This window comes from Candidatus Arthromitus sp. SFB-mouse-Japan (assembly GCF_000270205.1).
GTDB lineage: Bacteria > Bacillota > Clostridia > Clostridiales > Clostridiaceae > Dwaynesavagella.
Genome location: NC_015913.1, coordinates 578,692 through 591,714 on the forward strand (window position 1 = coordinate 578,692; position 13,023 = coordinate 591,714).

At 27.0% G+C, this 13,023-nt stretch carries 12 protein-coding genes; 11 read left to right on the plus strand and 1 reads right to left on the minus strand.

Annotated features, from left to right (window positions below):
- Positions 1–29 precede the first annotated feature (29 nt).
- From SFBM_RS02810 to ppdK, 6 genes are all read left to right on the plus strand, one after another.
- Positions 30–680 carry a diacylglycerol kinase gene (locus SFBM_RS02810; protein ID WP_005806690.1) on the plus strand — a complete coding sequence of 217 codons (651 nt, stop codon included), beginning with the start codon at positions 30–32 and terminating at the stop codon, positions 678–680.
- Between the two features lie 22 nt (positions 681–702).
- Complete coding sequence (locus SFBM_RS02815; RefSeq protein ID WP_005806687.1) at positions 703–1,110, plus strand: cytidine deaminase; 408 nt, start codon at positions 703–705, stop codon at positions 1,108–1,110.
- Positions 1,111–1,130: 20 nt separating this feature from the next.
- Positions 1,131–2,015 carry a GTPase Era gene (gene era / locus SFBM_RS02820; RefSeq protein ID WP_005806686.1) on the plus strand — a complete coding sequence of 295 codons (885 nt, stop codon included), beginning with the start codon at positions 1,131–1,133 and terminating at the stop codon, positions 2,013–2,015.
- 132 nt (positions 2,016–2,147) lie between these two features.
- The gene (gene recO, locus SFBM_RS02825) at positions 2,148–2,888 is read left to right on the plus strand and encodes a DNA repair protein RecO (protein ID WP_005806684.1); all 741 of its coding nucleotides are present in this window, start codon (positions 2,148–2,150) and stop codon (positions 2,886–2,888) included.
- Position 2,889: 1 nt separating this feature from the next.
- Positions 2,890–3,666: a DUF4342 domain-containing protein gene (locus SFBM_RS02830; protein ID WP_007440417.1), complete on the plus strand. Its 777-nt coding sequence runs from the start codon at positions 2,890–2,892 to the stop codon at positions 3,664–3,666.
- A gap of 167 nt (positions 3,667–3,833) precedes the next feature.
- Positions 3,834–6,461 carry a pyruvate, phosphate dikinase gene (gene ppdK, locus SFBM_RS02835; RefSeq protein WP_005806680.1) on the plus strand — a complete coding sequence of 876 codons (2,628 nt, stop codon included), beginning with the start codon at positions 3,834–3,836 and terminating at the stop codon, positions 6,459–6,461.
- Positions 6,462–6,495: 34 nt separating this feature from the next.
- Here the strand turns inward: ppdK and SFBM_RS02840 are convergent, their stop codons facing one another.
- A complete protein-coding gene (locus tag SFBM_RS02840; protein WP_005806678.1) occupies positions 6,496–7,533 on the minus strand; it encodes a CotS family spore coat protein in 1,038 nt (345 codons plus the stop codon).
- Between the two features lie 291 nt (positions 7,534–7,824).
- On the opposite strand from SFBM_RS02840, the gene dnaG reads away from it, so the two are divergent.
- Genes dnaG through SFBM_RS02865 form a run of 5 tightly spaced genes read left to right on the plus strand, consistent with a single transcriptional unit; the run spans position 7,825 to position 13,016 of the window.
- Positions 7,825–9,612: a DNA primase gene (dnaG, locus tag SFBM_RS02845; protein WP_005806676.1), complete on the plus strand. Its 1,788-nt coding sequence runs from the start codon at positions 7,825–7,827 to the stop codon at positions 9,610–9,612.
- Between the two features lie 43 nt (positions 9,613–9,655).
- Entirely contained in the window at positions 9,656–10,708 is a 1,053-nt protein-coding gene (gene rpoD, locus SFBM_RS02850) for an RNA polymerase sigma factor RpoD (RefSeq protein ID WP_014518691.1), read from the plus strand.
- Positions 10,709–10,759: 51 nt separating this feature from the next.
- Positions 10,760–11,464: a tRNA (adenine(22)-N(1))-methyltransferase gene (locus SFBM_RS02855; RefSeq protein WP_005806673.1), complete on the plus strand. Its 705-nt coding sequence runs from the start codon at positions 10,760–10,762 to the stop codon at positions 11,462–11,464.
- A complete protein-coding gene (locus SFBM_RS02860; protein ID WP_005806671.1) occupies positions 11,461–12,258 on the plus strand; it encodes a Nif3-like dinuclear metal center hexameric protein in 798 nt (265 codons plus the stop codon). The genes SFBM_RS02855 and SFBM_RS02860 overlap by 4 nt, the downstream gene beginning before the upstream one ends.
- A gap of 17 nt (positions 12,259–12,275) precedes the next feature.
- A complete protein-coding gene (locus SFBM_RS02865) occupies positions 12,276–13,016 on the plus strand; it encodes an alpha/beta hydrolase (RefSeq protein ID WP_014017881.1) in 741 nt (246 codons plus the stop codon).
- The last annotated feature ends 7 nt before the right edge of the window (positions 13,017–13,023 follow it).

Consider the following 13,023-nt stretch of genomic DNA (forward strand, 5'->3'; position numbering starts at 1 on the left):
TTGATAGTTTTAATAATGCATTAGAAGGCATGCTTTACGCTGTTAGAACTCAAATGAACATGAAAATACATTTATTGATAGCATTTTTTATAATGAGTATATCTTTATTTTATGATATAACTAAAATTGAATTGATAATATTATCTTTGACGATAACTTTAGTTGTTTTTGCAGAGCTTGTTAACACAGCCATTGAAATTGCCATCGATGCTACGACAAATTATTATCATCCGCTGGCTAAAATAGCTAAAAATATATCTGCAGGGGCAGTATTACTTACAGCTCTTAATGCGACGTTTATTGGTTATTTAATATTTTGGGATAAAATAAGTAACTTTAGTTTTACAGTTATAAATAAAATTAAGCAAAGCAATCCATATATGGTATTTATGATTTTGTTAATGGTAGTGATATTTACAGTAATAGCAAAGGCTATATATGGTGAAGGAACACCATTAAGGGGTGGAATGCCAAGTGGGCATAGTACTATTTCCTTTTCTATAGCAACAATAATTTCATTTATAACAAATGAACCCATAATTGTAGGGTTGAGCTTTATTATGGCAATTATTGTAGCTCAGAGTAGAGTAGATACTGGAGTACATAGTTTAAATGAGGTTATCGTTGGAGCTATACTTGGTATAGGTCTGACTATTGTAATACTTAAAATATTTTTGTGAGTAATTTAAGGAGGAATGTTTCTTGGATAAATTATTGATACAAAATCTTATAGATAATGCACTAAAAGTTAGAGAAAAGGCATATGTTCCATATTCTAAGTTTCCTGTAGGAGCTAGTATTTTATTTAAAAATTTTGAAATATTTACTGGATGTAATATAGAGAATGCATCTCTAGGTGCTACTAATTGTGCCGAAAGAACTGCTGTATTTAAGGCAGTTTCTGAAGGCTATAAGGAGATACATGCAGTATGTGTTGTTGGATCTTTTTGTGATTTTACATATCCATGTGGAATATGTAGACAAGTTTTAGCAGAATTTGCTTTTGATATGGATATTCCAGTAATTGTAGCTAAGAGCAAAGAAAATTATAGAGTACATAAATTAAGTGAAATTTTGCCATATGATTTTGGAATAAAAAATTTAGTTTAGAAAGTATATGAGGTTGTTTAATGCACAAATCTGGATTTGTAAGTATAGTTGGAAGGGCAAATGTTGGAAAGTCGACCTTACTTAATAATTTTATAAATCAAAAATTGAGTATTGTATCGAGTAAACCGCAAACTACGAGAAATAATGTAATTGGGATATTGAATAATGATGATTATCAAATAGTTTTTACAGATACTCCAGGGTATCATAAACCAAGGTATAAATTAGGAGATTACATGATAAAATCTATTTCTAGTGGTTTGAAAGAAACAGATGTTATTATTTTTGTAGCTAATATTAGGAAAGAAATTCCAAAACTTGATCTTGAAATTTTGGATAAGATAAAAGATTTAAGTATTCCAAGGATTTTTGTACTTAATAAGTGTGACGAAATAAGTAGCAAAGATATAATGGATACTTTATCCAAATATAGTAAGATTGTTAACTTTGATGAGTATATACCGATATCAGCACTTAATGGTAAAAATATTAATAAATTATTAGAGTTAATATTGAAATATTTGCCTAATGGACCTAAATATTATGATAGTGATTGGACAGCTACTAATAATGAAAAATTTTTTATATCTGAGATTGTGAGAGAAAAGATTTTGAAACTTATACACGATGAGGTTCCTCATGGAGTAGGGGTTGAAATAATATCGATGAAATATGATGATCAAAAAAATAGATATAATATTGAGGGGAATATTTTTTGTGATAAGGAAACTCATAAAGCTATAATAATTGGGAAAAATGGAGATATGTTAAAGAGGATATCGACTTATTCGCGTCAAGATATGGAGAAATTTTTAGGTAGTAAAGTGTACATAAGATTGTGGGTTAAGGTTAGAAATAATTGGAGAGATGATAATAATCATCTTAAGAGTTTAGGATATAAATAATTTTTAGGAAGTATTTAGTATGCTTCCTTTTTATTTTGTAGTGATATTTTAATTAAGATATAATGATTATATATGCTTTGAATTTGTTAATAGGAGGTGTAAATTTCATAAGTATTTTTATGAAGTTAAGATTTGAAGTTAATTGATATAAGGGGTTTTGTATTAAAAGAGCAGACATATAAGGAAAATGATAAAATTGTATGGGTATTATGTGAAAATATAGGTAAGGTATCCATATTAGCAAAAAACGCTAAAAAAATGAAAAATTCAAAATTTATACTTACTCAACCATTTAGTTTGGTACAATTTACTCTCATTAAGGGTAAAAGTTTCTATTATATACAAGATGGATCACTTATTAAAAATGTAAATTTTATAAATAATGAGGATGTAATCTTTTATCTTTCTTATTTTTTTGAATTATTAGATATTTGTTTTCAAGATAAAGATATTTTGGATACAAACTTTTTTAAAATTATAATGAAAACTTTTTTAGTATTGGAATCAAATAGTATGGACAAGGATCTAATGATGAGAATTTTTGAATTCAAATTATTAAATAAGTTAGGGTGTAGTATAGAATTTGAAAAATGTTATTATTGTTCGCAAAATTTAAAAGAAAGTATAGGATATTTTGATTTTACTTTTCAAAGTGTTGTATGTAATTCTTGCTCTAAATTAAAGGAGTTTAAGATTGAAAATAGAATTATAAATATCATGAGATTTTTAAATAAAATTGATATGAGAAATATACCAAGGTTGAGCGTAACTAATAATGATATGAAATTGATTTTTGATTTTAATAAGATTTTGTTAGATCAAAATCTTATTAGAATGCCTAACAGTATAAAGTTTTTGGGAGGATATGAGTGATATGGGTGATAATTTATTGTTTCAGAATATGGAAATATTAAAAGAGAAATTTGGAGTTACTTATAAAGAGGCAAAGGAAGTTTTACAGAACAGTAATAACGATTTAATAGAAGCTTTGATATATCTTGAGGAAAGGTATCCTATTAAAGAGTGTTGTTCAGTAAAGTCATATATTTTAGATTTTAAAAAGCGTTTGCTTGAATTATATGTTGAGGGCAGTAATCAACGTGTTATCTTTAGTAAAGGTGGTAATGTGTTAATGGACATTCCTCTTACAGCATTTATAGTTGGATCATTTACATTTGTATTGTATCCTATACTTCTCCCTTTTAAGATAGGCGGTATATTATTATTTGATATACATGTTAAGGTTGTTGATAAATCAGGAAATGTTTATGATGTGAACTCAAATGTTAAACAAAGAGTAAATGATACGATATCGACATCTAAAGAGAAAATAAGTGATATTATTTCAAATGTAAATTTTAGAGCTAAAACAGATGATATTAAAACAAAAGCAGTTGAATTTGGTAAAAAAGCAATGGAAAATTTCAATGGTATTGTAGAAAACAAAATCGCTAGTACAATAAAAGAAAAGTCCTCAAATTATGCTAAATTTATTTATGATGTTGAAAGTGATCAGATAACTAAAGAAGTTAATTACAATATAGATGGTGATAATGAAAATCATGATTTTATAGAGGTAACTGAGTTTATAGAAACCTTAGAAAGTAAAGATAATGGAATAAAAACTGAAAAAACAGAGGAAAACGAGTAAAAATTTGCGATAAACTGGTTTTAATTTCTTAGAATAGTATATATTTAAATAATTTAATTTATATACAATAATTGTGAAATAATGTATAATTAAGTAGGTTTTAGTCAAACATTAAATTATGCGCAGCAGTATAATTTTATTTCTTAAGAATAAAAGGAGTGAATTAAATGTCTAAGAAGTATGTTTACCTTTTTAGTGAAGGTGATTCTTCGATGAAAAACCTTCTTGGGGGTAAAGGAGTTAACCTTTGTGAAATGACAAAGATTGGAGTTCCAGTTCCTCAAGGGTTTATCGTAAGTACAGAAGCATGTAATCAATATTATGAAGATGGAAAAGTTTTAACTTCAAGTATTGAGCAGGAAATTTATGAAACAATGAAAAAATTGGAATCCATAACTGGTAAGCAGTTTGGTGGAACAACTAATCCTCTATTAGTTTCAGTTAGATCAGGTGCTAGAGTTTCTATGCCTGGAATGATGGATACAATTTTGAATTTAGGATTAAATGATGAAGTTGTTGAAGTTATATCGAAGTCAACAAATAATGAAAGATTTGCTTATGATTCTTATAGAAGATTTATACAAATGTTTTCAGACGTTGTTATGGGAATTGAGAAGAAAAGCTTTGAGAATTTAATGGATGAAATGAAAGAGAAAAAGGGCGTTAAACTTGATACTGAATTGGATGCTAATGACTTAAAGGAATTGGTAAAACAATTCAAGGATCACTATAAGAAAGAGAAAGGCGAAGATTTTCCAAGTGATCCTAAGAAACAATTAATTGAGGCAGTTGTTGCTGTATTTAGGTCATGGAATAATCCAAGAGCCATAGTTTACAGAAGAATGAACGATTACCCTTCAAGTTGGGGTACAGCAGTTAATGTTCAAGAAATGGTATTCGGAAATAAAGGTGATCAATCCGGAACTGGAGTTGCTTTTTCAAGAAATCCATCTACAGGAGAAAACAAAATATTTGCAGAATATTTGATGAACGCTCAAGGTGAGGACGTTGTTGCTGGTATAAGAACACCAGAGCCAATTGAGACATTAGAGAAAAGAAATCCTGCTATATATAAAGAATTTATGGATATAGTTGAAAAATTAGAAAAGCACTATAAAGATATGCAAGATATGGAATTTACGATTGAAGAAGGAAAACTTTATTTCTTACAAACAAGAAATGGTAAGAGGACAGCTCAGGCGGCTTTAAAGATTGCGGTTGATTTAGTTGAAGAAAAATTAATTAACAAAGAAGAAGCTATGCTAAAAGTTGAACCTAAGCAATTGGATACATTGTTACACCCTACATTTGATCTTCAAGTAATTAAAAATTCTACTCCAATAACAAAAGGTCTTCCAGCATCACCTGGAGCAGCTACAGGTAAGATTGCATTTACGGCTCAAGAGGCTAAAGAAAGAGCTGGTAATGGAGAGCAAGTTGTATTAGTTAGACTTGAAACATCTCCAGAAGATATTGAGGGAATGGTTGCAGCACAAGGTGTACTTACGGTAAGAGGAGGAATGACTTCTCATGCGGCTGTTGTTGCTAGAGGAATGGGAACTTGTTGTGTTGCAGGATGTGGTGATATAAAGATTGATGAAGATGCTAAATTATTAGAAGTTAATGGCAAAAAGTATACATCGAATGACTTCATATCTATAGATGGTTCTACTGGTAATGTATATGGAGAAAAAATTAAGACTGTTGCTCCAGAAATAAGTGGTTATTTTGAAATATTTATGAATTGGGCAGATGAGATTAGATCTTTAAGAGTTCGTACTAACGCAGATACTCCAAAAGATGCTGAGCAAGCTGTGAAATTTGGGGCAGAAGGAATTGGATTATGCAGAACAGAACATATGTTCTTTGAAGCTGACAGAATTCCAGTGGTTAGAGAGATGATAGTTTCTAAAACAGAGGAACAAAGAAGAGCTGCATTAGACAAATTGTTGCCAATGCAGAGGAAAGATTTTGAAGGTCTTTATGAAGCTATGGAAGGTCATCCAGTTACAATAAGATTTTTAGATCCACCTTTACATGAATTTTTACCACATAAAGATGAAGAAATAAAAGAGCTTGCTAACGAGATGGGGTTAACTTTTGATGATTTAAAAAATACTGTAGAGAGTTTACATGAGTTTAATCCTATGATGGGTCATAGAGGATGCAGATTAAGTGTTTCATATCCTGAAATAGCTGAGATGCAAACTAGAGCAGTAATAGAGGCAGCAATAAATGTAAATAAGGCGAAGGGATTAAACATAGTTCCTGAAATAATGATTCCACTAGTTGGTGAAATAAAAGAGCTTAAATATGTCAAGGACATTGTAGTTAAGACAGCGGATAAAATAATGGAAGAAAAAGGTATTAAGTTAGAATACATGGTTGGTACGATGATTGAAATACCTAGGGCGGCTCTTACTGCTGATGAAATAGCAAAAGAAGCTGAGTTTTTCTCATTTGGTACAAATGATTTAACTCAAATGACTTTTGGATTTTCAAGAGATGATTCGGCTGCATTCTTAAATGATTACTATGATAAACAAATTTATGAATCAGATCCATTTGCGAGAATTGATGAAAATGGTGTAGGACAGTTAGTTAAGATAGCTGTTGAAAAAGGAAAGAAAACAAGACCAAATATTAAGCTTGGTATTTGTGGGGAACATGGAGGAGATCCATCATCTATAGAGTTTTGTCATAATACGGGATTGAATTATGTATCATGTTCACCGTTTAGAGTTCCTGTTGCAAGGCTTGCTGCGGCACAAGCTCAAGTTAAAAATAAAAGATAATTTTTAGAAAGCTGACTATTAATTTAGTCAGCTTTTATTTTATAGGTATATTGAATTTAGAATTAATATATTTTTCAAATTCTTTGAGAAAGATTAATTGTCTCTTAATATCATCACAGGATTTATTTAAATTATTTTCATAGTCAAGTATTTCTTTATTTGTTAAATTATGATTAGCATAAAAATATAATTTTGATATTTTTAAAAATCTATATGGTAGGGATAAATAAGATAGTAAATATAGATATTCATCTAAGTATATTGGGTTATTTGCATTATAATAATTTATAAATATTAGAGTATTTTCTATATCCCAAGGATTAGGAGAGTGTCTTAGATATCTTTTAAGAAAATATGCTAGATCAGATATAGAATAATTTATACAGCATCTGTCGAAATCTATTGGAACAACAGAATTGTCATTTATAATGATATTTTTATTTACATAATCTCCATGACATAAACTAATATTTAGATTTTTAAAATTTATTATTAATGAGTATCTGTAAGACATAGTTGCTAAGTATAAGGAATCATCAAAATTATTTAAAAATATTTGTGAAAAATTATCATATTTAACTTTAGCTAATTCATCTATTTTATGTAGATCTTGAATATATTTGGCAAATTTTTGTTTAATATTAGACAAATTTATGGTTGGAATTGAGAATTTTATAAATTTAATTTTATCTGAGTTATAATGCATTTTAGCAATTATTTCAACGGCTTTTATACAATGATCAATTTTATTATATAAAAGTTTAGTGCCGCTTATCCAATTGGTTAATATATAAATTTTGTTATCATATATTGTAAATGGTTTATTATTGATGGACTTAATAAAATACGGAATTTTAAACTCATGTAATTTTAACCATTCTAAATATGAATAAATAAATAATATTTTTTGAATATTAAAGTACGTTTGTTTGAGACAAAATAATTTGTCGGAAGATTTTATTTTATATACAATTCTAGGTTTTTTTGATATTTTTTCTTTTATTTTTTCAATTTCATAAGTTTTAATATTAAAATTAGATAAAATATAGCTAAAATCTACATTTTTATACATATATTGGTCCTTTTTAAATTAAATATATAAATAAGAATATTTTAAAAATCATTATATTATACATTATTTTTTAAAAATATATTTTAAAGTTAGAAGGAAAATATATTTGAACAGAGAATATTAATATATGAGATATCACTAAATATTATTTTTTGTAGAAAAATGGAAAAAATAATTTCATATTTTTTAATTAAAATTATTAATAGCGAATAATAATGTTAAAAGATGGAAAAATTAAAAAATAATTTATAATTCACACCCTTGGGTATAGTTTATATAAGGTAGTTATTAATGAGAGTTTCTGATGATATTATAAGAGATATAGAAAATAGAAATGATATCGTTGATGTATTGAGTGAATATTTAACTTTTAAAAAAAGTGGAGATAATTATTTTGCTTTGTGTCCTTTCCATAGTGAAAAGAGTGGATCATTTGTTGCTTCTAGAAGCAAGCAGATATTTAAATGTTTTGGTTGTGGTGAAAGTGGAAATGTTATTTCTTTTATCATGAAATATAGAGGATTAGATTTTTTACAATCGTTAAATTTCTTGGCACAGCGTGTTGGTATTGCATTAGATTTTGATTCTAAAAAAATAAATTTAGATAAATATTATAGAATACTTAAGGATGCTGCAAGGTATTTTTATTTAAATCTAAAAAAAAATAACAATATTAAACAATATTTAATAAATAGAGGATTATCTGAATCTACCATTATTAAGTTTGGATTAGGATATGCTTTAAATGATTTTAAAGCATTAAGTATGTATTTAGAGCATAAAGGTCATAGAATAAGTGACTTGTTAGAATTAGGATTAGTTAATGAAAAAAATAAAATTGTATATGATCGTTTTATAAATAGAGTAATATTTCCTATATTTGATGTTAATGGTAATGTTATAGGATTTGGAGGTAGAATTTTAGAAAATAGATTGCCTAAATATTTGAATTCCAAGGATAGCTGTGTATTTAAAAAAGGTAGTAATCTTTATGGATTAAACTTTTTAGTTAAAGATAGCATATCGTATGATTTTATTATTATTGTTGAAGGTTATTTGGATTGTATATCTTTGCACAATAGTGGTATAAAAAATGTAGTCGCATCTTTGGGGACAGCTTTAACAATTGATCAGATTAAACTTATAAGTAAATATACGAATAAAATATATTTGTGCTTTGATATTGATGAGGCTGGTAAAAAAGCCACTGTTAGATCTTTTGATTTGTTTAAGGAATTTATTAGCGATAGCATAATTGAAGTTTATGTTATAGAGTTGTATGGTGTTAAGGATCCCGATGAATTTTTGAATAGGAATTCTATAGATGATTTTTGGAATTGTATTAATAACAGTAAGACATTAGTGGAGTATATATTGTTATATCATATGAAAAATTTAGATTTATCTAAAAATATAGACAAAAAAAAATATTTGCATATCGTAAAGAATATAATAGGACAATTAAGTATTGTTGATAGAGATTATTATATAAAATTTATATCAGAGCATCTATCGATTAGAGAGGAATTAATTAAAGATTACTTAGGTAATAATTTTTCTAAATTTAAATTAGAAGGTTATGATATTGAAAATAATTGCATTGAAACTGCAATTATTAAGGCTGAAAGGCAATTATTAAATTTGATGTTAAATAAAGAATATTTAACATATATCTTAAATAATAATGTGGATGAGAACTTATTTTGCATAGAAGAACATAAAGAAGCATTTAAATTGATATGTAATTTTAATGGGAATGGATTTGATATAGTAGATTATTTAAAGACTAAGTTAAATACCTATGAAGGAATTAAATTATTAATATATTTTAAAGAAAATATAGGAAATTACGATAATAACAATATTATTAGCCAAATTGATGATTTTATAAGAGTTCTAAGAAATAATATAGTAGCTGATTTTAAAAGTAAAATTGCACATTTAATAAAGGAATATGAGTCTACATGTGATGAAGATAAGTTTATAGAATATCTGAGTATATTGAATATGGTATCTAAACTGGAGAGAGATGGAAAATTATCAGATATTATAGATTTTATTAGTAATTTTAAGGTGTGATTGTAGGAAGGAGGACAATTCTGTGAAGGATAATAGTTATGTTATGTCTGTCTTAAAGGGTTTGTTAACTAAAGGGAAAGAGTCAGGCGGATTATTATCCAAAGACATAATGGATGAATTAGAGGATGTAGATTTAACCCCAGAACATGTTGAAAAGCTGTATATGGCTTTAGATAAAATGGGAATAGAAGTGGTAGATAATTTTTCTAATGAATTTGTTGAGGATTTGGATTTAAATTCTGTAATACCTGAAGGTATTACAATGGATGATCCTGTTAGAATGTATTTGAAAGAAATAGGAAGTGTTCAACTTCTTACATCAGAAGAAGAAATTTTGTTGTCTAAGAAGATAAAGCAGAATGACACGACTTCTAGAATAGCTAGAAAGAAATTGGCAGAGGCAAATTTAAGATTAGTTGTTAGTATTGCTAAGAGATATGTAGGTAGGGGAATGCTTTTTTTAGATCTAATACAGGAGGGTAATTTAGGGTTAATAAAAGCTGTGGAAAAGTTTGATCATACGAAGGGATTTAAATTTAGTACTTATGCTACATGGTGGATTAGACAATCTATAACTAGAGCAATTGCAGATCAGGCTAGAACTATTAGGATTCCTGTTCATATGGTAGAAACTATTAATAAATATACAAGAGTATCTAGGCAGTTATTACAAGAATTAGGAAGAGATCCGCTGTCTGAAGAAATAGCAAAAGAAATGAATATGCCTGAAAATAAGGTAAGGGATATTCGTAAGATTGCTCAAGAGCCAGTATCATTAGAAACTCCCATTGGTGAAGAAGAGGATAGTCATTTAGGAGATTTTATTCCTGATGATGATGCACCAGCACCTGCTGAAGTAGCTGCATTTACTTTATTGAAGGAACAATTAATGAATGTTTTAGATACTTTAAGTGCTAGAGAGAAGAATGTATTAAAACTTAGGTTCGGATTAGATGATGGGAGGGCTAGAACCTTAGAAGAAGTAGGTAAGGAGTTTAAAGTTACTAGGGAAAGAATTAGACAAATAGAAGCCAAGGCTTTAAGAAAATTGCGTCATCCAAGCAGGAGTAAAAAGTTAAAAGATTATCTGGAGTAGCTTTGTTTCGGCTACTCTTTTATTTTTAAATTAGTAAGAAGGAATTATATTATGAAATCAAGCAATAGAATAAGGCATATAATTAATATGTGTAAATACAATGAAACTATTATAGATGTAGGATGTGATCATGGATATATATCAATTGGACTATTGAATTCTAATAAGTGTTCAAGATGTTATGCTGTAGATATCAATAAAGATCCAATTAATATTGCAATGAACAATATAAAAAAATATAATTTAGATACTAAAATAAGATGTATTTTATCGGATGGATTTAATTGGTTCGATAGTTTGGAGAATACAAGTGCGGTTATTGCTGGAATGGGAGGTTCTACGATTGCATCTATAATAAATAGAAATATAAATAAAATTAAATATATGAACTATATTTTAATCCAACCTAATGCTTATTCTAAGGATATAAGGAAATATTTATATGATAAACAGTTTCATGTAGAAAAGGAAGATGTTATTTATAGTAAGGGAATATATTATGAGTATATACTAATTTTACCTAAACAACAAGAAAATTTAGATAAAGAATATATTAATTTTTTGGTGTGTTTTGATTATGATATGCCATTATGTATTTTTAATAATGCAGAGGGTAAATATAATGATTTTATAAAATATAAAATAAATAAATATAAGGGAGTATTATTTCATTTAAGAAAAAATAAATTATCTAATACGATTAAGTATGAAACGTTTAGTCGTAGAATTGAAATACTTGGGAGGTTTTTATTGTGAAAATTAGTGAGTTCATTGATAGAATGGAATTATTAGTTCCAAGTAACTTAGCATTATCATATGATAATGTAGGTTTATTGATAGGAAATATGGAAAGTGATATTACGGGATTATATATTTCATTAGATATTAATGAGGATATAATTAATAAAATATTAGATTTAAAAATAAATACTGTGATAACTCATCATCCAGTTATATTTAATTCAATCAAAAATTTAAGTTTTCAATATGATAATACAGACATATTAAAATGCATAAAGCATGATATCAATGTTTTATCTTATCACACTAATTTAGATATGATAAATAATGGGGTAAATGATGAATTAATTAACATACTGAAATTTGAATATAATAATATATCTATTTTAGAACCTAGTGAAATTGATTCTAATTTAGGAATAGGTAGAATTGTGGATCTTTCTAGACCTTTGAATATTAATGTAATTATAGATAAAATTAAAACTAATTTATACATAAATAGTATGAGATTAGTGAATAATAGAAATGATAGCATTAATAGGATATGCGTTATTAATGGATCGGGTAATAGTTTAATTAAACTATGTTATGGTAAGAATATAGATTTGGTTATCACTGGGGATATTACATACCATACTGCTTTTGAGGCGTATAAAAATAGGTTATCTATATTAGATATTGGTCATTTTAATTCAGAAAATATTGCATATATGAATGTAATGAAGAAGATATGTAGAACTTTAGATATAAATGATAATTTAAACATAGTTTATGATGATATTTTAACCGATATTTATAATTATATTTGATTATATATGGAGGTATAGTGAAGAAAAATTTATATATTAGTGTAGGTATTTGGTTATTTGGGACAGTGCTATTATTTGGAGTATTACTTAGTTTTATTTATTATAGGACAGATTATAATATCAAAAATTTTGTGCTATATGAATCTAAGTATTTAGATTTTAAATATACTAATGATTATATATCCTTAAGTAATAAAATTAATAGTAGTGATGAGTTTGGATTAATATTTTGTCCTGGAGCATTTATTAAAGAAGAGGCGTATTTACCTGTTTTATCTGAATTATCAAAGCAAGGCATGAAGGTTTATCTGCTTAAATATGGACATAATTTTGATATGTTTAATATTGGCAATATAAATAAAATATTAAGTAGTTCAGATATTAAGAATTATATTTTAGTAGGACATTCTTTTGGAGGTAGTAAGATACTTAATTATTTGAAACAGAATGGATCAAATTTAATAAAGTGTGTTGTACTACTATCTTCTTATGGAACTAATAGTCAGGATTTTTCTGATAGTAATATAAAGTTTCTTTCTATTGTTGGTAGTGAAGATAAAATTATTAATTTTAAAAAATATGAAAACTATAAAAATAATTTACCTAGTACAACTAAATATGTTTACATAGAAGGTGGAAATCATTCTTATTTTGGTAATTATGGTTTGCAATTTGGTGATTCAGTTGGGTCAATTAGTAAAGAACGTCAACAATTTATTGTAATAAATGAAATATTAAAATTAGTAGAGGAAATATGATTTTTTT